The sequence below is a fragment of the Stenotrophomonas sp. YJH_SMC_36 genome (assembly GCF_059369935.1).
In genome coordinates this window covers 295,228-316,106 of the sequence record NZ_JCAFTD010000002.1, presented here as the reverse complement: position 1 = coordinate 316,106, position 20,879 = coordinate 295,228, and the positions used below count along the sequence as shown (strand labels likewise).

17 protein-coding genes and 1 other RNA gene are annotated in these 20,879 nt (G+C 66.1%); 10 read left to right on the top strand and 8 right to left on the bottom strand.

Annotated elements, in window-relative coordinates; genetic code table 11:
* Window positions 1–11 precede the first annotated feature (11 nt).
* Complete coding sequence (locus AC5P76_RS04610; protein WP_053517326.1) at window positions 12–707, top strand: YiaD family glycine zipper/OmpA-like lipoprotein; 696 nt, start codon at window positions 12–14, stop codon at window positions 705–707.
* Window positions 708–819: 112 nt separating this feature from the next.
* On the opposite strand, the gene AC5P76_RS04605 is transcribed toward AC5P76_RS04610, so the two are convergent.
* Window positions 820–1,545: an SDR family oxidoreductase gene (locus tag AC5P76_RS04605; RefSeq protein WP_253118834.1), complete on the bottom strand. Its 726-nt coding sequence runs from the start codon at window positions 1,543–1,545 to the stop codon at window positions 820–822.
* Between the two features lie 122 nt (window positions 1,546–1,667).
* Here AC5P76_RS04605 and AC5P76_RS04600 point away from each other — a divergent pair, with 122 nt between their 5' ends.
* Window positions 1,668–2,564: a LysR family transcriptional regulator gene (locus AC5P76_RS04600; RefSeq protein ID WP_065174969.1), complete on the top strand. Its 897-nt coding sequence runs from the start codon at window positions 1,668–1,670 to the stop codon at window positions 2,562–2,564.
* A gap of 18 nt (window positions 2,565–2,582) precedes the next feature.
* Here AC5P76_RS04600 and AC5P76_RS04595 read toward each other — a convergent pair whose 3' ends face one another.
* Window positions 2,583–3,614, bottom strand: coding sequence for a LysR family transcriptional regulator (locus tag AC5P76_RS04595; protein WP_065174970.1), 1,032 nt, complete (start codon window positions 3,612–3,614; stop codon window positions 2,583–2,585).
* A 147-nt stretch (window positions 3,615–3,761) separates the two neighbouring features.
* On the opposite strand from AC5P76_RS04595, the gene AC5P76_RS04590 reads away from it, so the two are divergent.
* From AC5P76_RS04590 to AC5P76_RS04560, 7 genes are all read left to right on the top strand, one after another.
* Window positions 3,762–3,989 (top strand): hypothetical protein, encoded by a 228-nt coding sequence (locus tag AC5P76_RS04590; RefSeq protein ID WP_053517540.1) that lies wholly within the window; start codon window positions 3,762–3,764, stop codon window positions 3,987–3,989.
* On the top strand, window positions 3,986–4,756 hold the full coding sequence (locus tag AC5P76_RS04585) for an SDR family NAD(P)-dependent oxidoreductase (protein ID WP_053517454.1): 771 nt from the start codon (window positions 3,986–3,988) through the stop codon (window positions 4,754–4,756). Before AC5P76_RS04590 ends, AC5P76_RS04585 begins: the two co-directional genes overlap by 4 nt.
* An 89-nt stretch (window positions 4,757–4,845) precedes the next feature.
* The gene (locus AC5P76_RS04580) at window positions 4,846–6,069 is read left to right on the top strand and encodes an efflux RND transporter periplasmic adaptor subunit (RefSeq protein WP_053517456.1); all 1,224 of its coding nucleotides are present in this window, start codon (window positions 4,846–4,848) and stop codon (window positions 6,067–6,069) included.
* Window positions 6,070–6,196: 127 nt separating this feature from the next.
* A complete protein-coding gene (locus AC5P76_RS04575) occupies window positions 6,197–9,367 on the top strand; it encodes an efflux RND transporter permease subunit (protein ID WP_053517457.1) in 3,171 nt (1,056 codons plus the stop codon).
* Window positions 9,368–9,431: 64 nt separating this feature from the next.
* Complete coding sequence (locus tag AC5P76_RS04570) at window positions 9,432–10,169, top strand: SDR family oxidoreductase (protein ID WP_053517458.1); 738 nt, start codon at window positions 9,432–9,434, stop codon at window positions 10,167–10,169.
* Window positions 10,163–11,584, top strand: a complete 1,422-nt coding sequence (locus AC5P76_RS04565) for an efflux transporter outer membrane subunit (RefSeq protein WP_053517459.1) — start codon at window positions 10,163–10,165, stop codon at window positions 11,582–11,584. The genes AC5P76_RS04570 and AC5P76_RS04565 overlap by 7 nt, the downstream gene beginning before the upstream one ends.
* Before the next feature lie 220 nt (window positions 11,585–11,804).
* Window positions 11,805–12,068 (top strand): hypothetical protein, encoded by a 264-nt coding sequence (locus AC5P76_RS04560; protein WP_253118833.1) that lies wholly within the window; start codon window positions 11,805–11,807, stop codon window positions 12,066–12,068.
* Window positions 12,069–12,086: 18 nt separating this feature from the next.
* Here AC5P76_RS04560 and AC5P76_RS04555 read toward each other — a convergent pair whose 3' ends face one another.
* From AC5P76_RS04555 to hchA, 3 genes are all read right to left on the bottom strand, one after another.
* The gene (locus AC5P76_RS04555; RefSeq protein ID WP_253118832.1) at window positions 12,087–12,941 is read right to left on the bottom strand and encodes an endonuclease/exonuclease/phosphatase family protein; all 855 of its coding nucleotides are present in this window, start codon (window positions 12,939–12,941) and stop codon (window positions 12,087–12,089) included.
* A gap of 109 nt (window positions 12,942–13,050) precedes the next feature.
* Window positions 13,051–13,755 (bottom strand): PA1136 family autoinducer-binding transcriptional regulator, encoded by a 705-nt coding sequence (locus AC5P76_RS04550; protein ID WP_253118831.1) that lies wholly within the window; start codon window positions 13,753–13,755, stop codon window positions 13,051–13,053.
* A gap of 5 nt (window positions 13,756–13,760) precedes the next feature.
* Window positions 13,761–14,633 (bottom strand): glyoxalase III HchA, encoded by an 873-nt coding sequence (hchA, locus tag AC5P76_RS04545; protein WP_065175070.1) that lies wholly within the window; start codon window positions 14,631–14,633, stop codon window positions 13,761–13,763.
* A gap of 441 nt (window positions 14,634–15,074) precedes the next feature.
* Here hchA and AC5P76_RS04540 point away from each other — a divergent pair, with 441 nt between their 5' ends.
* On the top strand, window positions 15,075–16,295 hold the full coding sequence (locus AC5P76_RS04540) for a cytochrome P450 (RefSeq protein WP_128990661.1): 1,221 nt from the start codon (window positions 15,075–15,077) through the stop codon (window positions 16,293–16,295).
* A 21-nt stretch (window positions 16,296–16,316) separates the two neighbouring features.
* Here the strand turns inward: AC5P76_RS04540 and AC5P76_RS04535 are convergent, their stop codons facing one another.
* From AC5P76_RS04535 to ssrA, 3 genes are all read right to left on the bottom strand, one after another.
* Window positions 16,317–18,326 carry an esterase/lipase family protein gene (locus AC5P76_RS04535; RefSeq protein WP_253118829.1) on the bottom strand — a complete coding sequence of 670 codons (2,010 nt, stop codon included), beginning with the start codon at window positions 18,324–18,326 and terminating at the stop codon, window positions 16,317–16,319.
* Between the two features lie 285 nt (window positions 18,327–18,611).
* Window positions 18,612–20,111 carry a S8 family serine peptidase gene (locus AC5P76_RS04530; RefSeq protein WP_227255201.1) on the bottom strand — a complete coding sequence of 500 codons (1,500 nt, stop codon included), beginning with the start codon at window positions 20,109–20,111 and terminating at the stop codon, window positions 18,612–18,614.
* A gap of 287 nt (window positions 20,112–20,398) precedes the next feature.
* Window positions 20,399–20,752: a transfer-messenger RNA gene (ssrA, locus tag AC5P76_RS04525) on the bottom strand.
* Window positions 20,753–20,879 lie beyond the last annotated feature (127 nt).

Sequence of the window (20,879 nt, the reverse complement as noted above, 5' to 3'; positions counted from 1 at the left end):
AGGAGACCATCATGATCCGCAACACCACCCGCAATGTCGCACTGGCCCTGATGAGCGCGGCCGTCCTGTCGGCCTGCGCCACCGGCGGTTCCTACGTGCAGAGCGATCAGTACGGCAACCCGACCGAGCAGCAGAACCGGACCGGTCGCAACGCGCTGATCGGTACCGCCATTGGCGTGGCCGCCGGCCTGCTCAGCGGCGACAGTGCGACCGAGCGCCGCCAGCACGCGCTGATCGGTGCAGGCATCGGCGCGCTCAGTGGCGCGGCCGTGGGCCAGTACCAGGATCGCCAGGAACGCGCGCTGCGTGAGCGCACTGCCAACACCGGCATCGATGTGCAGCGCCAGGGCGACAACATCATGCTGAACCTGCCCGACGGCATCACCTTCGATTTCGGCAAGTCGGCACTGAAGCCGCAGTTCTACGGCGCGCTCAACGGCGTGGCCGGCACCCTGCGTGATTACAACCAGACCATGATCGAAGTGGTCGGCCATACCGACAGCATCGGCAGCGATGCGGTCAACAACCGCCTGTCCAAGGAGCGCGCCGATTCGGTCGCCCAGTACCTGATCGGGCAGGGCGTGCAGAGCGTGCGTATCGAAACGCTGGGCGCCGGCAAGGCGTACCCGATTGCCGACAACAGCACCGATGCCGGCCGTGCCAAGAACCGCCGTGTTGAAATCCGCGTGATTCCGCTGCAGCAGTAACGCGCGGCGCGTGCGTGCAGGTCCGGCGCAGCCGGAACGGGAATGCCGCCCTTGCAGGCGGCATTTTCGTTGGGCGAGATGCGCGGCGCCTAGCGCAGGAACGACGGCCGGGTCATGCTGCGGCCGTCGGCCGTACCACGATCTCGTTCACGTCCACGTCGTCGGGCTGCTCGATGGCGAACCGCACCGCGCGCCCGATCGCATCCGGCTGCAGGGCGATGGCGCGATAGCCGACCATCATTTCGGCGGCGACCGGGTCGGTGATGCTGTCCGCAAGCTCGCTTTCCACCACGCCGGGGTGGATGCAGGTGACCCGCAGCTCGCGGTGCTCCTGGCGCAGGCCCTCCGAGATCGCGCGCACCGCATGCTTGGTCGCGCAGTAGACCGCAGCGGTCGGTACGACCGACAGCGCGCCGATGGAGGCGATGTTGATGATCTGTCCGCGGCCGCGTGCGCACATATGCGGCAACACGGCCGCGATCCCGTGCAGTACACCGCGGATGTTGACGTCGATCATCCGGTCCCATTCGTCCACCTTCAGCGATGCCATCGGCGACAGGGGCATCACACCGGCATTGTTGACGATCACATCGAGGGCGCCGAACTGCTCCAGGGCCGAAGCGGCGAACGCTTCGACCTGCGCGCGCTGTGTCACGTCCAGCGCATGCACGCGTACGTCGGCGCCGTGCTGGCGCAGTTCATCCGCCAGTGCCTGCAACCGTTCGAGGCGGCGCGCGCCCAGCACCAGGCGCGCGCCGGGCTGCGCCAGCGAGCGGGCGATGCCGGCGCCGATGCCGCTGGAGGCACCGGTGATCAGGATGGTTCGGGAATGGCTCATGGCAGGTCTCCGGAAGGGCTAGGGGGAAATGCCGGGTCGTGCCCGGTGCAGTCACGGTAGACGGCCTGCTTCGTCGCGATAAGATGGCGACTGCTGACTACCTTGTATAGATCCGCTAACCAATGTCCGTCGATCTCAATGCCCTCGCGGTGTTCCAGCGGGTAGCCGACTGCAGCAGCTTCACCGCGGCGGCCCAGCAACTGGGCGTGACCCGATCGGCCGTCAGCCAGACCATCGCCCGGTTGGAACAGTCGCTCGGTGTCGCTCTGGTGCTGCGCACCACCCGCAGCGTCAACCTCACCGATGCCGGCCAGGCGCTGCTTGCGGCGGTCAGACCCGCCCTGGCTGAGCTGGGCAGCGCCGTGGAGTCCACGCTACGTCGCGGCAGCACCCTCAAGGGCCAGCTGCGCCTGGCCGTGTCCTCCATTGCCGAGCATTTCCTGGCCGGTCCCCTGCTGGCCAGCTTCGCCGCCCGGCACCCGGAGCTGCAGCTGGACATCACGGTGACCGATGAGGAGTTCGACATCGTCGAGGCGGGTTTCGACGCGGGCGTGCGTCTGGGCGAGGTGATCGCCCAGGACATGGTGGCGATTCCGGTGTCCGGCCGGCAGCGGCAGGTGGTGGTGTGCACTCCGCGGTATGGGCAGCAGCACGGCATGCCCAGGCACCCGCGCGAGCTGCCCGGGCACCGTTGCATCGGCTGGCGCGCCGCACCACGCAAGGCGCCCTATCGCTGGGAATTCGAAGAGCGCGGACGCGAGTTCAGCGTCGATGTGCAGCCGGAGATCACCAGCAATGACATGGCCACGATGACCCGCCTGGCATTGGCGGGCGCCGGGCTGGCCTTCGGCATGGAGGACACATGGCGCCCGTGGCTGCAGCGTGGCGAACTGGTCAGCGTGCTGGAGCCGTACTGCCCGTGGTTCGCAGGGTTCTTCCTGTATTACCCCAGCCGGCGCCAGGCCGAGCCGAAGCTGCGGGCACTGATCGAGCATCTGCTGGAACAGCGCACCGCATGACGCCGGGCAGGCCCCGCTTCACGCCGCCGGCGCGGCCACCTTCTCCAGGATCCGCTTGCCGCTGATCTCAAGCGCGGCATCTTCCTGCTCCTGCTGCTGCCGCGCCAGCTTCGCGCCAGGGCACTGCGCCAGCATGTAATTGGCGTCGAAGTTGAGCTTCTCCACCAGGAAGTCGACGAATGCGCGCACCTTCGGCGAGACCAGGCGGCCGCCGGCAAAGACCGCGTTGAAATCCACCTCCGGACCTGTCCACCCGGCAAGCACGCGACGGACCATGCCTGACTCGACGAACGGCTTGGCCATCACATCGCCGGTCAGCAGCAGGCCTTCACCGCACACCAGCGCGCCGTTGAGCGCGGACATGTCGTTGGCCGTCATCAGCGGCGTCACCGGGAAGTCACGCAGTTCCCCTCCGTTCTCGCCCAGCTGCCAGGTAAAGCGCGGTGAATTGCCAGTGTGGTAGGGCTTGCGCATGGCCAGGATGCGATGGAACTGAAGCTCTTCCGGGTGCAGTGGTTCGCCGTAGCGCTCGATGTAGGCTGGGCTGGCGAACACCTGCGTGCGCAGGCTGCCGAGCTTGCGTGCGACCAGGTTGGAATCGGGCAGGGCGCCGACGCGCAGGGCCAGATCGGCTTCACCGGCGATCAGGTCGAGCTTCTCGTTGCCCATGTGCATGTCCAGGCGGATTTCCGGGTACTGCGCATGGAACTGGCCCAGCAACGGCGCGATCCAGGTGATGCCGATGGAGTAAGGCACAGTGAAACGCAGCCAGCCGCGCGGGCCGGACTGCAACTGGCTGACCGCGCTCTCGGCTTCTTCCAGCTCGCGCGCGATGCGCTGGCAGTGCTCGTGGTAGATCGAGCCCGCCTCGGTCAGGCCAAGACGGCGCGTGGTCCGGTGCAGCAGGCGCGCGCCCAGCCGCGTCTCCAGCTCCTGCACCTTGCGGCTGACAGTGGTCTTGGGCAGGCCGAGCGCTTTGGCAGCTGCGATGAAGCTGCCCTGCTCGACCACTTTGACGAAGATCAGCGTTTCATTGAGATCGTGGGACATGGTCGGGAGTCCTGGACGTCGGGGGTGGGACAATCGTGACAGATCGATTGGACCGGGAACGGGATGATTATTCCCCTTAATCAGGACTAATCAAGTAAAGGTTTGAGGTCTATCGTGGCGCCATTCGTGAAATGGAGTCCCCCCGCCATGAGCCTGCGCAACATTCTTGCCCGTTTCCGGCATGCCGGCCAGAACGCCCTGGATCTGGCGATGACCGTTGAGATCCGCCCGAGTTCCTTGGTGCACAAGGATTTCCGTGAGTTTACCGCGCCCATGCGGCAGCAGCGTGGCGGTGCCATCCGCTTGGCGCCGCAGAAGAGCGATCGACTGCGCCGAATCGGGACTATCCCGGATTTGGGAGGAAATGTCCCGTGAATGGGATTCTGATGCCCGAAGTCCTGGTCCTCGGCGGAACCGGTGCGGTCGGCCAGGGCGTGGTCGGTGCGCTGCTGGAAGCCGGCAGCCCGGTGCTGGTGGTCGGCCGCGATCCAGGACGGCTGGCGTCGCTGGAAGCGCAGTTCGCCGATGAGCCCGGCCTGCAGACCATGCTGGGCTCACTGGCAGACGACGGTTCGGCGCAGGTCCTGGCCGAGCGCGTCGCGCAGCGCCCGCGGCCGCTGGCGGCGGTGATCGCGGCCATGGGCGGTCCTTACAACCGTGGCCGGGTGATGGACCGCAAGGGCGACGAACTGCTCGGCGCACTGCAGGCCGACCTGATGCCCCATGTGCATGCGGTACGCCACCTGCTGCCGCTGCTGCGTGACAACGTGCATGCGCGGCGCTACGTGATGATCGGCAGCCCTGCCGGTCTCAAGCCCTGGGCCGGCTACGGCGAGACCTCGATCACCACCGCCGCCCTGCGCATGTACGCGCAGGTGGTGCACCAAGAAGCACAGGCGGTCGGTGTCCGTGCGCAGATGCTGGAGGTGTGCAGCCCGGTGTGTACGCCGGCCAACGCCGCCAACGCCTGCATCGAGTGGCCGAGCTCGCTGCTGGTCGGCCGGCGCGTGGTGTCGCTGCTTGATGGCTGCCGCGACAACCGCGCCATCGTTCGCTGCGACAGCAGCGATGCGGAACTGCCGCGGGGCCTGCTGCGACTGGAAGTTCCACCACCGTGGCGCGACGCCGTCGGTGTCGCTTGACCTTGACCTTGGTTGAGGTTGCAGCATACGCCGCACTTTCTGATAGCCATTCTCATTAGCTGTACCACCCCTCCGTACGGATGCATGCCATGACTTCCCCCAAAACCACCCCACATCGTTTCGGCCATCGCATTGCGATGGTCGGCGTGTCGATCCTCGCCGCGGCGGTGCTCGCTGCCTGCAGTGGCGGCCATGCCGAAGAAGCCGGTGCACCGCCCCCGCCGCAGGTCAGCGCAGCCCCGGTGCTGGTCAAGCAGATCAGCCAATGGGACGAGTTCAGCGGCCGCATCGAGGCGGTGCAGAGCGTTGAACTGCGTCCACGCGTGTCCGGCTACATCGACAAGGTCAACTACGTCGAAGGCCAGGAAGTGAAGAAGGGCGATGTGCTCTTCACCATCGACGCGCGCAGCTACCAGGCCGAGTACGATCGCGCCGCCGCTGAACTGGCCCGCGCCCGCACCCAGGCAACCCTGGCCCGCAGTGAATCGGAGCGGGCCAAGCGCTTGGCCGAGCAGCAGGCGATCTCCACCGAGACCGCCGAGCAGCGTCGCGCTGCGGCAGACCAGTCCGGCGCAGCCGTGCAGGCCGCGCAGGCGGCACTGGATGCTGCCCGGCTCAACCTGGAGTTCACCAAGGTGCGTGCGCCGATCGACGGCCGTGCCGGTCGCGCGATGGTCACCGCGGGCAACCTGGTCACCGCCGGCGACAGCGCCAGCGTGCTGACCACGGTGGTCTCGCTGGACACCGTGTTCGTCTACTTCGATGCCGACGAAAGCACTTTCCTGCGTTACGCGCAGATGGCACGCAAGGGCGAGCGCCCGAGCGAGCGCGACAGCGACCTGCCGGTGAAGGTTGGCCTGTCGGGTGAAGAAGGCTACCCGCACTCGGGCAAGGTCGACTTCCTCGACAACCAGGTCGCACGCAGCACCGGCACCATCCGCGTGCGTGCGCTGCTGGACAATGCCGACCGGCAGTTCACCCCGGGGCTGTTCGCCCGTGTGCAGCTGCTGGGCAGTGGCCAGTTCCAGGCGATGCTGATCGACGACAAGGCTGTGCTGACCGACCAGGACCGCAAGTACGTGTACGTGGTCGACAAGGATGGCAAGGCCCAGCGCCGCGACATCCGCCTTGGCCGCACGGCGGAAGGCCTGCGCATCGTCGAGCAGGGCCTGTCCGCAGGCGACAAGGTCATCATCGATGGCGTGCAGAAGGTCTTCATGCCGGGCATGCCGGTGCAGGCCAAGGCGGTGGCGATGCAGCCGGCTGCGGCCGCCGCACCAGGCCGTGATGCCACTGCTGCGCTGAACCGCTGATCCGCCGTCTCCTGATCCGAGTTTCCGCTTAGCTGCCGGCGCCAGCGGCGGCCTTCCCTGCCTTCGTCATATCGGCGAGGGGCAGGGTGGCTGTTGCCCGCCGGCGGCATTTCCCAGGAATTCCTCCATGGACTTTTCCCGTTTCTTCATCGACAGGCCGATCTTCGCGGCGGTACTGTCGATCGTGATCTTCGCCGCAGGCCTGATCACGATTCCGATCCTGCCGATCAGCGAGTACCCGGAAGTGGTGCCGCCGTCGGTGGTCGTGCGCACGGTCTATCCGGGCGCCAATCCCAAGGTCATCGCCGAAACCGTCGCCACGCCGCTTGAAGAGGCGATCAACGGCGTCGAGGGCATGATGTACCTCAAGTCGGTCGCCGGTTCCGACGGCGTGCTGCAGATGACCGTCACCTTCCGCCCGGGCACTGATCCGGACGCGGCGGCGGTGAAGGTGCAGAACCGTGTGGCGCAGGCGCAGGCACGCCTGCCCGAGGACGTACGCCGGCAGGGCGTGACCACGCAGAAGCAGTCGCCCACCTTCCTGATGGTCGTGCATCTGACGTCGCCCAATGGCAAGTACGACACCCTGTACCTGCGCAACTACGCCCGCCTGCACGTCAAGGACGCGCTGGCACGCATTCCCGGCGTGGGCGACGCGCAGATCTTCGGTGGTGGTGACTACGCCATGCGCGCATGGCTGGACCCGGACAAGGTTGCTTCGCGCGGCCTGACGGCCAGCGACGTGGTGCGTGCCATGCGTGAGCAGAACGTGCAGGTCTCTGCGGGTCAGCTCGGCGCCGAGCCGCTGCCGAACAGCCAGTTCCTGACCCTGATCAATGCCCAGGGCCGCCTGCGCAGCGAGCAGGAGTTCGGCGACATCGTGCTCAAGAGCGGTGTCGACGGCGAGATCGTGCGCCTGTCCGACGTTGCCCGCCTGGAACTGGGCGCTGGCGACTACACCCTGCGCTCGCAGCTCGACGGCAAGAATGCGGTGGGTATCGGCATCTTCCAGTCGCCCGGTGCGAATGCACTGGAGATTCGCGACAAGGTCATCGCCACGATGGACGAGATGCAGAAGACCATGCCCGCCGACGTGAAGTACGAAGCGGTGTACGACACCACCATCTTCGTGCGTGATTCGATCAAGGCGGTGGTCTCGACCCTGCTTGAAGCGATCGCCCTGGTGGTGCTGGTGGTGATCCTGTTCCTGCAGACCTGGCGCGCGTCGATCATTCCGCTGATCGCGGTTCCGGTGTCGGTGGTCGGTACCTTCGCAGCGCTGTACGTACTGGGCTTCTCGATCAACACGCTGAGCCTGTTCGGCCTGGTGCTGGCGATCGGCATCGTGGTCGACGACGCGATCGTGGTGGTGGAGAACGTTGAACGCAACATCGAAGAAGGTCTGTCGCCGACCGCAGCCGCCCACCAGGCCATGCGTGAGGTGTCCGGCCCGATCGTTGCGATCGCACTGGTGCTGTGCGCGGTGTTCGTGCCGATGGCGTTCCTGTCGGGCGTCACCGGTCAGTTCTACAAGCAGTTCGCTGTCACCATCGCCATTTCCACGGTGATCTCGGCGATCAACTCGCTGACCCTGTCGCCGGCCCTGGCCGCCCGCCTGCTGAAGGCCCATGGCGCTCCGAAGGATGGCCCGAGCCGTCTGATCGATCGCCTGTTCGGCTGGGTGTTCCGCCCGTTCAACCGCTTCTTCAAGTCCAGCTCGGAGAAGTACGAGCGCGGCGTGGCGCGCATCCTTGGCCGCCGCGGCGCTGTGTTCGTGGTCTACGCGATCCTGCTGGTCGGTACCGGTGTGATCTTCAAGCTGGTGCCGCCGGGCTTCATCCCGACCCAGGACAAGCTGTACCTGATCGCGGGCGTGAAGCTGCCGGAAGGTTCGTCGATCGCACGTACCGATGAAATGCTGCGCAAGGTCGCCAAGATCGCCCAGGAAACCGACGGCGTGGCGCATACCATTTCGTTCCCGGGCCTGAACGCGCTGCAGTTCACCAACACCCCGAACACCGGTGTGGCGTTCATTCCGCTCAAGCCGTTCAACGAGCGTCATGGCCGGACGGCGGCGGAGATCAACGCCGAGATCAACCAGAAGATCGCAGGCCTGCAGGAGGGCTTCGCGTTCGCGATGATGCCGCCGCCGATCCTGGGCCTGGGCAACGGCAATGGCTACCAGATGTTCATCGAGGACCGCGGCAACCTGGGTTACGGCGCGCTGCAGAATGCCGTGCAGGCGATGCAGGGGACCGTTGCACAGACCCCGGGCATGGCCTTCCCGATCAGCAGCTACCAGGCCAACGTGCCGCAGCTGGATGCGGAAGTGGACCGTGTGAAAGCGAAGGCGCAGGGCGTGCAGCTGACAGAGCTGTTCGACACGCTGCAGACCTACCTGGGTTCGGCGTACGTCAACGACTTCAACCAGTTCGGCCGCACCTGGCAGGTGATCGCCCAGGCGGACGGCCCGTTCCGTGAGAGCGTCGAGGACATCGCCAAGCTGCGCACCCGCAACGACCGCGGCGAGATGGTGCCGATCGGTTCGATGGTGACCATCAAGCAGACGTTCGGCCCGGACCCGGTGCTGCGTTTCAACGGCTACCCGGCAGCGGACCTGGCCGGCGAGGCCGACCCGCGCCTGCTGTCCTCGGCGGAAGCGATGAACAAGCTGACCGAGATCGCCGGGCAGGTGCTGCCGGTCGGCATGGCCACCGAATGGACCGACCTGAGCTACCAGCAGGCCACCCAGGGCAAGGCCGCGTTCATCGTGTTCCCGGTGGCGATCATGCTGGCCTTCCTCGTGCTGGCCGCGCTCTACGAGAGCTGGTCGCTGCCGCTGGCGGTGATCCTGATCGTGCCGATGACCCTGCTGTCGGCTCTGTTCGGCGTATGGCTGACCGGCGGCGACAACAACGTGTTCGTGCAGGTGGGCCTGGTGGTGTTGATGGGCCTGGCATGCAAGAACGCGATCCTGATCGTCGAGTTCGCCCGTGAGCTGGAGATGGGCGGCAAGGGCATCGTCGAGGCCGCGCTGGAAGCCTGCCGCCTGCGCCTGCGCCCGATCGTGATGACCTCCATCGCGTTCATCGCCGGCACCGTGCCGCTGGTGCTTTCGCACGGTGCGGGTGCCGAGGTGCGCTCGGTGACCGGTATCACGGTGTTCGCCGGCATGCTGGGCGTCACCCTGTTCGGCCTATTCCTGACCCCGGTGTTCTACGTTGCCCTGCGCAAGTTCGTCACCCGCAACGGCGGTGGCCAGCTGGTGCAGCACGGCGAGCCCACCATTCATCACTGATACGGAACCCCGTCGCCGCCGGTCGATGATCGGCGGCGGCTTCTCCCTCCAAAGGCATGAATCCATGAACACCCATCAGAACAAGATCGCGCTGGTTACCGGCGCTACCCGTGGCATCGGTGCCGAGACCGTGCGTCAGCTGGCGAAGGAAGGCGTGCACACGTTGCTGGCCGGCCGCAAGCGTGAGACGGCGGTGGAGCAGGCACTGAAGCTGCAGGCGGAAGGCCTGCCGGTGGAAGCGCTGCAGCTGGACGTTACCGACGCTGCGAGCATCGCCGACGCGGTCGAGCAGGTGCGCCAGCGTCACGGCCGGCTGGACATCCTGGTCAACAACGCCGGCATCATGATCGAGAACCCGGCACAGGCACCGTCGGAGCAGTCGCTGGATACGTGGCGTCGCACCTTCGACACCAATGTATATGCACTGGTGGCGGTGACCCAGGCGTTCCTGCCGCTGCTGAAGCAGGCCAAGGCCGGGCGCATCGTCAACGTGTCCAGCATCCTCGGCTCGCAGACCCTGCACGCCGACCCGGGTTCGGGCATCTATGACTTCAAGATTCCGGCCTACAACGCCTCCAAGGCGGCGGTGAACAGCTGGACGCTGGCCCTGGCATACGAGCTCCGCAGCTCGCCGATCAAGGTGAACACCGTGCACCCGGGCTACGTCAAGACCGACATGAATGGTGGCCACGGCGAGATCGAGATCGCCGAAGGTGCGCGTTCCAGCGTGCAGATGGCGCTGATCGGCCCTGAAGGCCCGAGTGGCAGCTTCACCTATCTGGGCGAGGTGCTGCCATGGTGATCCGCACCCTGGCGGTGGCCGTTTCCAGCCTCGTGCTGGCCGGCTGTGTCACCGTCGGTCCCAATTACAAGGCGCCCCAGCAGGAGCCTGTCGTCCTGCAGGGCGCGGAGCAGCCGGTGTTCAGCACCACATCGCCCGTTGCCAGCTGGTGGGCGCAGTTCGATGACCCGGTGCTGGAAGAGCTGGTGCACGGCGCACTGTCGAGCAATCTTGACCTGCGCGTGGCCGTGGCGCGTGTCAGCCAGGCGCGGGCGGTGTTCGTCGAAAGCCGCTTCGACCAGGCACCGCACGTGACCGCAGGCGGCAGTTACGACCGCCGCAAGCAACCCGATCCGCAGCTGGGTGGGCAGCGGGTGTTCAGTGAAAGCTACCAGCTCGGGTTCGATGCGGGCTGGGAGCTGGATCTGTTCGGCCGCAAGCGCCGTGCTGCCGAAGCGGCACGCGCCGATCTGGGGGCCGAGCAGGCCAACCTGGCCGATGCGCAGGTACTGGTTGCCGCCGAAGTGGCACGCAACTACTTCGAGCTGCGCGGCACGCAGAAGCGCATCGCCGTGGCCCAGCACACACTGGTCAATCTGCGTGATACGCAGAAGCTGACCGAGGCGCGCTGGGAACTGGGTGCCGGCAGCGAGCTGGATGTGCAGAGCAGCCGTGCCCGGCTGAAGGCGATCGAGGCCGATATTCCCCTGCTGGAAGTGGCCGAGACGCAGTCCCGCAATCGCCTGGCGGTGCTGCTGGGCCAGCGCCCGGAAGTACTGGCCGACATGCTCGCGCCGCATGAGGTGCCGGCGTTCGCCAAGCCGTTGCCGCTGGGCGATACCCGCGAGCTGCTGCGCCAGCGTGCCGACGTGCGTGCGGCCGAGCGGCGGCTGGCAGCCGCCACGGCACGGGTGGGGGTGGCAACGGCCGATCTGTTCCCGCGGTTGTCGCTTTCCGGTTTCGTCGGCTTCCTCGGCGGCGACGCCAATGGCCTGGTCAACGGCAACAACAAGGCCTGGTCGCTGACGCCGTCGTTGAGCTGGGCGGCCTTCGATTTCGGAACCGTGCGCGCACGTCTGCGTGCCAGCAAGGCCGAGGCCGAGGGCGTTGCCGCGCAGTACGAGCAGACGGTGCTGCTGGCACTGGAAGACACCGAGAACGCGCTGACACGCTACTCCAAGCAGCAGGCACGGCTGGCGATCGTGGTGGAGCAGGCGCAGGCCGCACGACGAGCCGAGTCGCTGGCGCAGATCCGCTATCGCGAGGGCTCGGAAGACTTCCTGACCCTGCTCGACGCACAGCGCACCCAGCTGGCCGCCGATGATGCACTGGCGGCCGCCGAGGCGGAGGTCAACGTCAGCGTAGTCGGCGTATACAAGGCGCTGGGTGGTTGGGGCCAGTCCCCGCAGGCGCCGAGCGTGGCACAGGTGAATTGACCGGACGGGGACGGCGGCAGTGGCCTCCGTCCTCGTTTCCGGTCAGGGCCACCGATGGGCGGGCGCCTGCCGCCCTGCCATGCCGTCCTCCACACTTTGCGAACTCAGGCAGGGCAGCGCGGCGTGAGCCGTGGACACCGTCACATTCGTGACGCTTCTGACTCTCCCGGAAGCGCCTTCTGCCGTGTAACAAGTGGGGCGGGCCACCAGAGGACAGGCGATGACGGACGGCAAGCGGGATACCCAACGAATGTTGTTCGGCGATCCGGGACCACCCGGTGCAGGACTGTCCGTCGCGGTGGTCGTTCTGCTGGTGCTGGCGATGCTGGCCGCGGCCATCGGCTTCGTGCGGCTGCCGGACTCCATGCTGGGCCTGGGCCTGATCGGCGTGGCCGTGCTGCTGGCCATCGGCGCTCGCATCTGCCAGGCGCGCGATCAGCACCAGGCGCTGTATCGCCTGTTGGCGCGGCAGCCGCGGCGGTGAACGCGGCGGCAACCCGACTCAGGGCCGGGGCCAGTCCAGCTCGACCACCAGCGGGAAGTGATCCGAGGGCAGCACGCCGTCGATGCGACGGTCATCGGTCAGGAAGCTGCGCGCACGGAAGCCTCTCACCAGTATCCAGTCCAGCTGCGTGGTGGCCTTGCCGGTGAAATCATGGAAGGTCAGGCGCGGCCCCTGGGGAGACGCCACCTGGGTGCGTGCGTCCTGCAGAACGCGGGTGAGTGCCGCGTAGGTTCCGCCCCCGGGTTCACTGTTGAAGTCGCCCGTCAGAACCACCGGCAGATCCGGCGGCAGCGTCGCCACCCGCCTGCCGATCAGCTCGGCTCCCTTGACCCGGCGCGGTTCGTCTTCGTCGCGATAGGGGAGGTGGGTGTCCATGAAATAGAAGCGGCGGCCATCGTCAAGGCGACGGAACAGGGCCCAGGTCACCATGCGCGGGTACAGGTTGCCCCAGGTGATGCTGCCGGCGATCTCCGGTGTATCGGACAGCCAGAAGTTGCCTGATTCCTCCACGGCCAGCACCCGCGTGTCGTAGAACACGCCCATGTGCTCATCGCCGCTGCCACCGCGCCGTCCTTCACCGAACCACGCGTAGCCGGGCAGGTGGCCGGCGAGATAGTCGGCCTGTTCCTGTACCAGCTCCTGGGTGCCGATCACGGCCGGGCGGGCATCCAGGATGACCTTGACCATCGCATCGCGGCGATCCGGCCAGCGCTTGCCTGGCGCGGTGTCGGCCGGGGTGCGGACATTGAAGGACATCACCTTCAGCGGCGCAGGGGCCGCCGCCCAGGCGATGGCGGGAAGAGCGAAGGCCAGCAGCGCACACAGCGCAGGGCGACGGAAACGCGACAGCATCGTGGAATCCCTCCATTCCATGTAAACGATTCCATGAAGGATGGCACGGATTGGCAGGGGAGGGTATGCCGGGATGGGTCATTGGCGTGGCGGCTGCACGGGGGCCCGCTCAGTCTTCGATCTCGCCGCGTCGCGCGGCCGCGCGCACGGCCTGCGCCGTCGTCGCAACGCCCAGGCGCTGGCGCGCGCGGCGCAGGTGGTTCTCCACGGTGCGCGCGGACAACCCCAGCGTGGCGGCGATCTCCGCCTGGCGCCGGCCGGCTGCGACCCAACGCAGAACCTCGCGTTCCCGCGTGCTCAGTTCGCCCAGGGGGCGTTCAGCCGGTGCTTCGGCCAGCCGGCGGGCGGCGCGGAATGCTGCTGTGCCGGCAGACTCCAACAGCAGCCGGGCAGGCGCGGAAGCGTCGATGATCGTTCCGGCGAAACTGATCGCCCCTTCCAGCCCCGTGGTTCCGAACACGGGTACCTGCAGGCCATGCAGGCCGTCGCCGCGGGGGTGCCTGACCACCTGGTAGCGGGCCCCCCTTACGCCGTCGCGCTTGCTCCAGAAGAACGGGGCATCGCTGTCGAGCACGTGGCGGTTGACCGGGCAGGCATGCAGGTAGCGGGCAAGATCGGTCTCACGCCCTTCGCCCAGCCAGTCGCCCTCGATCCAGTACACGCGGTGTGCGCCGCGTTCCAGCCCGGTGCCGGCCGCAAACACCAGCACGCGATCGTAGCCGAGGGGCGCGGCGATCGAGCGAAGCAGCGCGCCGATCTCGGCGATCAAACGCGCCTGCTCCAGTTCCAGCAGCATCGGCACCAGCGCGGCCACGGTGTTCAGCGACCTGCCAGCGCGTCCAGCAGGGTGCGTGCGGCCAACTGGCCGAGTGCATTGCCGGCCAACGGACTGTCGCCTGTCAGCAGCAGGCGATCCTGCAGCACGCTGCCGTCAATACCCTCGTTGACGATCTGCACGCCCTGCTGCGCGAGCTTTTCACCGAAGAACCACGGCAGTTGCCCGGGCATGTAGCCGATGTCCGGCGTCTGCCGGTCCATCGCATCGGGGAAGGCGCAGATGCGGTAGCCACGGAACAGCGAATCACCGCCCGCTTCATCGATCCCGGCAGCCAACAGCGCTGCAGGGCCGTGGCAGAGCGTGATGATGTAGCGCTGCTGTGCCATCGCCCAGTGCAGCGCCTTGCTGACCGCGCGGCTCTCCGGCAGACCGATCAGTGCACCATGCCCGCCCGGAATGAAGATGGCTGCATAGTCCGACGCCGCGTCCAGCGAGGCCACGATGTCGTCCAGCACCTTCGGCTGGCGGAACCGTGCCTGGTAACGTTCGTACAGACCGCCGATGTCGCGGTCCTCGCCGGGGAACGCCCACCATTCGAACTTCACGGCGTTGCCGGACAGGGTTGCCACATCGAAGTCGAAGCCGGCCTTGTCCAGGTGATACATCGGCAACAGCGTTTCGACCGGGTGATTGCCGGTGGAGAACAAGTGGCCGTTGGCGGTCGGCAGGTAGCGCTCATCGGCGCCGATCATCAGTATCTTCCAGCGGCCATCCCGGCGTGCGTCGGCATAGTCCGCGCCGGACAGATTGCTGGTGGGTGACGTGAACTGCGAGAGCGACCAGGGCGAGGGAAAGAAGGCATCGCGCTCGGCCGGATCGGGACGGGGTTGGCGGCTGAGGTCTTGGGTGTTCATGTGGCTGGCCTGCTGTCGGGAGGTGCGGCCAGCATAGGAGGCACTGTGCGTACGCGCGATGAGGGATTTCCCGCAACGGCAGTCGCTGTCCGATAGCGCACGGCAGATGCTGCAGATAATGCAGTGGCAAGTTGCATCGGAGGTGTGTCCATCATGTTGCGCCGCGCCAGATTTACTACTTGATTATCGCTGCCTATCAGTGATATCTAAATCTGCCGGATAATCCCGGCGAAATCACACAGCAATCAAAGGAGTGAAAATGAACAGATTCGCCCGAGCATTGCGCGTCACTCTGAACATCCATCCGAACGAGAAGAGCAGTGTGTGGAGGATCTGGCCGCTCTGGGTCGAGTTCTGATTCCGCGCGGCAAGCCACGCGATTGAGTCGTAGCAAGACGAAGGGACTCGTCTTCGAGTCCCTTTCTGCCTAAGGCGCAGCGTATGCAAGGGACATCAAATCAGGGTGGCGCGGCCGCCGAACGGTTGGCGGAGCGCGTTGAGCGCGAGGGGCCGGTTCTGAAGCTGGAGACAGGCGGCGTCGGTGTGTTCTGTCCAGAGCTGGCGGGCAAGGTCGACAAGGAGAACTCGGAGCATCTGTTCGTCGCCGAATCACTGGGCGATCTACTGCGGCGCCACGAGCGCGTGCGTTGGACCGAAGTGCGCAGTCTGATCGCTGCCCGCAGCGCGGAGCTTTCCGGAGCTGCAGTACTGCAGCCATTGCAGGCACGCATGCGGGGCGCGCTGGATGCCCTGTGCGGCGAGGAGCTTGATGCGACACCAGCGATCTGGACGGTGATGGCAACGCCCCTGATCCCGATGGTGATCGCCGGCCTAGATGCCCGGGGGCAGGCCGCAATCGAACGCGCAATGCAGTTGCGCTATACCACTCAGGTGGAACAGGTGATTCATCGTCGTCACCTTCTGCGCAACTTCATGATTGGCCGTGGCGAGTCCCGCGCCATCTACGGTGAACTCAAGCAACGCCTGCGCGGTGGCACCTCTCATCTGGACTATGCGCAGTCGTTGTTGTCACTGCACGATAGGATCGGCTTGCGGAAGGTCACCTACCTGGTGACAGTGCAGTTGATCGCTATTTCCGGCGTACCCGGCATGATGGCGGCCTGCGTGCTGCTGGCCCTGCAGATGCACCCCGATTGGCGGCGGCGCATCGAGGACGAATTTCATGCACTGACCGATCTGGAGATCCTTGCGTTGCCGATGGCACGCATTCCCTGCACGATGCGCTTCCTGAAGGAAGTGATGCGGCTGTACTCGACGCCGTTCAATAATCGACGTGTCGCCATGTGCGACCTGGATGTGGACGGGCATAGAATTCCGGAAGGTAGCGTGTTCGAGTTGAGTTCTTTCATCCAGCACCGTTCTTCCAAGTACTGGGACGACCCGCTTCAGTTCGATCCTGACCGCTGGTTGCCGGAGCGGCGCAAGCGCACTGCCGGAATCTATGTTCCCTACGGCTTCCCGTCCCGCTCCTGTGTCGGTTCGGCGGTGGGCAATGCGCAGCTGGTGCTGCTGTGCGCCATGCTGGCCCGTGAGTACAGTTTCACCCCTTCGGCCGATTACCGTCCGGAGGTCCGCATGGAGGGCTTCGCGATCCCCGCGGCGCTGCACGGCCGGTTCTCGCGCCGCCAACCCGGGCAGTGACCGGATCGCCGTCCGCTGGACCTACTCTGCTGCGTGACCATGGGCCTGCATGTCTTCATGCAGGATGCGCCTGAGCTCGACGATGGCGGGCGTGGCTTCCTGCACGCTGTGACCGGACACGATCACCTTCTCCGATTCGGCGCCCGGCAGGTGCGAACTCCAGTAGGGCACCAGTCCGTCGCTGGTCTGCTCCAGCGGTCCATCGGCCTTGGCGCGCGCGATGATGGAGTGGTAGCGCACGCTCGGAGACATCGGCAGATCGGCGACGGCCTTGACGAAGGGGTCATCCTTGTCGAGATTCTGGATGCTGTTCATCTGGTAGCCGTGCTTGCCGTCGTCGCGATCGACGTGGCCGTCGTTGGCGATCGTCGCCACGTCCTCCAGCACGGTCAGTGGCAGCCGCACCAGACGGCCGATCCAGCGCCCGAGGCGGGTGCCGGCGACGTCGGTGCCGCGATGCGGTGTGGCAATGAATACCACCCGTGAAATCTCCGGCTCCGGCTTGAACGTGAGCACCGGCGCGCCGCGGGTGCGCAGCAGCTCGCGCTGTGCCGGCGTCATCTGCGCGGTTGCCAGCAGGGTCTCGACCAGATGGTCGCCGGACGAAGACACCATCAGCCGCGAGATCACTCCGCCCATGCTGTGCCCGACCAGCACCATGTCATGCGAGGCCGCGGCCTTTCCGGTGGGATCGAAGTGCTGCAGCACATCGGCCAGCATGTGGCGGATCGCATCGTGGCTCATCGCGATGGGCATGTTGGTCGGGTAGTAGAACTGCCACACCTGGAAGTCCCGGCGGATCTCATCGTCGCGCATCAGCTCGTTGGCGACGTTGACCCATGCCTCCGGGCTGCTTGCCAGGCCGTGGATCATCAACAGCACGCGGCGCTTCGGGTCGTAGGGCTGCATCATGTACAGATGCGGCGTATCGATGCCGCCCTTGCTGCCGAACAGCGAGCGCAGCGATTGCCGGCTGAAGTTGGAGCGTGCGAGCCACAGCGCGTAGCCTGCCGTGAAGTTGGCCGCCAGTGGCACCTGCTGGCCATGCAGGGTGACTTCCGAAACCTGGTAGGGATCGTGGATCTCCACCTCCGGCTCGTCGTCGTGCAGCACTTCCCACAGGTTGTGGCCGGAGAACCGCAGCAGCACCGACATCGAGGGTGAAGGCATTTCGCTCCAGCTGCGTTGTACGGGCGCGGCGGCGCTGGCCTCGGCAGCAGGCATGTCCACGTCGCTGCCGGGATCATCCATCACCGCCACCAGCTCGGCGCCGAAGCCATCCCGGCGATGCACGCTGCGCAGGGTACCGGTGAACGAGAGCGCTGCGGCGGGAACCAGCTCCCTCGGCGTACGCTCGTCCAAGGGCGAGCCGTCGTCCGATGGCGCCAGCACAAAGGTCCATCGTCCCAGCTGGAAGCGGCTGGTGTCGCTGTGCACCCGGCCGGTGGCGTAGGCCTCGAACAGCTGCACGGAGGCTTCCTGCACGGCCAGGTTGTAGTAGTCCCGCACCTGCGTCTGGCGATCCTCGAAACCCCGCTGGTTGGCGGTTCGCTCGGTGAAGAACAGATAGGCGTAGGCCTGCCTTGCAACCTGCATCCACGCATCCAGACGCGGCTGGAACCCGGCATCCAGTTCGGTGACCACGGCCTTGGCGCGGCCTTCGGCGGAGTACTCGCGCTTGGGGGCGGGCAGAGTCAATGCGTACTGCAGCCAGAGTTCGGCCAGGGCCGAGCGCTTGTCTTCCTCGCGCACGACGATGCTGGCCTCCATTGCATCGATGCAGGGCGGACCGGGCCTGGCGCAGACACCCTCGTCCAGCCCGGCCACGCGCAGGGTTTCCAGGGTGGCCGAGCTGAGCTTGCCGGTGGTGAGGATGTCACCGCGCTTGAGCGCGATGTACTGGCCGGGGGTAACCGAGGCGACCTGCACCGAGGGCCCGAACTGGCGCAGGGTGGCGCAGCCGCTCAGCGCCAGCAGCAGGGTGAAGACGAGAGCCGTGCGGCCGACGATGCCCATTCCCGTGGTTGCCATACGATCCTCCTGCGCGGTCGCGCCACTCTAGCGGGAGGTATGTCAAGGCGGAAGCGGCGTGCGCCGGTTCTTTCAGCGGCCGGTCGTCAATCGTCCAGATCGCTGTTGCGGATTGCCAGGACCACCGCAGCAGTACATGCCAGGACACCGAGCAGGAAGCCGATGGCCATACCGTCGAACCAGTTCATGGGTTTCGTGCCGGGAGTGTGGGAGAAGGTGGCCTGTGGATCTGACCGGCGGGCAACGCATGGCGCAGCGGCTGTGGCGGGCCGCTGCGCCCGGGCCTCAGTTGCTGGCCTCCCTGACAGCTTCTGCGGCGTCGATGATGCCCGGACCGCAACCCCCCGGGCAGTTGGCCGCCGCGATCGGATGGGCGGTGCGGCGCAGGATGTCCTTGACCTGGCTGGTGGTCTTCGGCACCGGTGCCACCGCCTGCATCAGCGCGACGACGCCGGCCACGTGCGGTGCCGCCATCGAGGTGCCGGACATGAAGTCAAAGGCATTGTTGCCCACCGTGGACAGAACGCCCTGCGCCGGATGCTGGCGGGTCGGTGCGCAGTTGGTCGAGTTCGGCGGTGTGGCCAGGGGCAGGAACTCGCCCACCGAGGCGCGGCACGACCACGTCTCGCCACCGGGCGCGGTGATATGGATGCCTGCACCGTAGTTGGAGTAGAACGCGCGGCGCCCGCCCTGGTCGTTCGCGGCTACCGCGATCACGCCGTTGCAGTTCGCCGGTGCGAACTCGGACACATCGAGGTTGCTGTTGCCCGCCGCGACCACCACGAGGGTGCCGGTGGCCGTGATGTCGTCGATCGCATCCTGCTCGGCCGGCGAGCAGGGCCGACGGCCGCCCAGGCTGAGATTGATGACCTCGGCCGGGTTGGCATTGGCGGGAACACCCGGCACGGCGATGCCAGCGCTCCAGAGCATGCCGTCGATGATGTCATCCGAGCCGCCATTGCCCTGGTTGCCCAGCACGCGTACCGGTACGACCTTCGCGTTGTAGGCCACGCCTGCCACGCCGATCTGGTTGTTGGTTACCGCCGCGACGGTTCCCGCAACGTGGGTGCCGTGCGCGATGCCCGAGGCATCGAAGGCATCCGCATCGCGGCCATCCCCATCGTCGGAACCGCCACAACCGGGATTCAGCCCGCCCAGGATGCACTGCAGATTGCTGAACGGCCGGGTGGAGGAAATCATGTCGTAGCCTGGCAGCAGGTTCGGCTGCAGGTCGTTGTTGTCGAGATAGCCCGAATCGATCACCGCCACCACGACCCCTTGGCCGGTGGAGCGATCCCATGCCGCCGGCACGCGTGCGCCACTGACGGGATTGCTGTAGTGCCACTGTTCGGCGTAACGCGGATCGTTGGGCGTGGCGAACGCACTCATCATGAAGTTCGGCTGCACGTATTCGACGTCCGGGTCGTCGGCGATGCGCTGCATCAGGATCTCGGCCTCCGGACGATCCAGTGCCTTGTCTGTCCTGATCACATCGGCGCCGCCACCCATGCGGCGCTGATGCGCCACCGCCGCAGCCTGCGCCGCACCCACCGAGCGCTTGCTGCGCTGCTGCACGCCCAGGCGCTGTTTCAGCGCATCCTGGGCGGTGTCGGCAGAGACGCGTTTGCGGCTGCCATCGCGGTACTTGACGATGAAACTGCTGTACTGCTGGTTGTTGTCCATGCCCCGTGTCCACACCCGTTCGGTGGATTGGGCGAAGGCAGGGGCACTGGCCAGGACCAGGGTGATGGCACTGGCAAGGGAAACCCGAAGCGACGTACGCATGAATACAGTTCCTTTGTGAAAGGTGCGATGAGCCGGTCGTGCCCTGGGGGCTCGACTCGAGATGAAGGGGGTATGTCCGCGCGGTCTCCTTTCTGATGGCGACCTTGAACGAACGGCTTCGCAGACCGTTCTCCCCCAGTGCGGGGGTAGGAAATTTCTGAACTGATTTACCGATGTCGAGATCGACACGCGCGGCGAGCGGTGTATACCGCAGGCAATAAAAAAGCCCGGAGATCCCCTTCTGGCGGGAATGTCCGGGCTTCTCCGGTCCTTGAAGGACCGCTCGTTGGTGGAGGTGGGCGGAATTGAACCGCCGTCCGAAGGCACTCCATCCCCAGCACTACATGCTTAGCTCGCCGTTGAATCTCGTCCCCGAACAGCACGGCGTGCAAAGCGCATCCGGGAACCAGCCTGTTGTGTTCTAGTGCCGGACTGACAGGCAGCCGTCCAGCGCGATTCCATGATAGTGACTCTACACCGCGAGCATGGACACAAGCGGTTTCGAGGCTTAGGCCTTAAGCGGCCAGAGCGTAGTTGTCGTCGTTGGCAACTAGAGTTTTGCAGCTGGATTTACGAGGAAAGCTACCCCCTCGGCATGCGCCAGGCGACTTCACAACCCCCGTCGAAACCAATGCACCCCCGGTTTCTACAGTGCTGCAAGGTACAGGGCCGATTCCGTGTCACCACGGGCAGGGCCTGCCTAACGGTTGTCATGCTACGGCAAAACAGCTGAACAGTCACCTCGCGCGGCCGGTCAATCCGCAACAT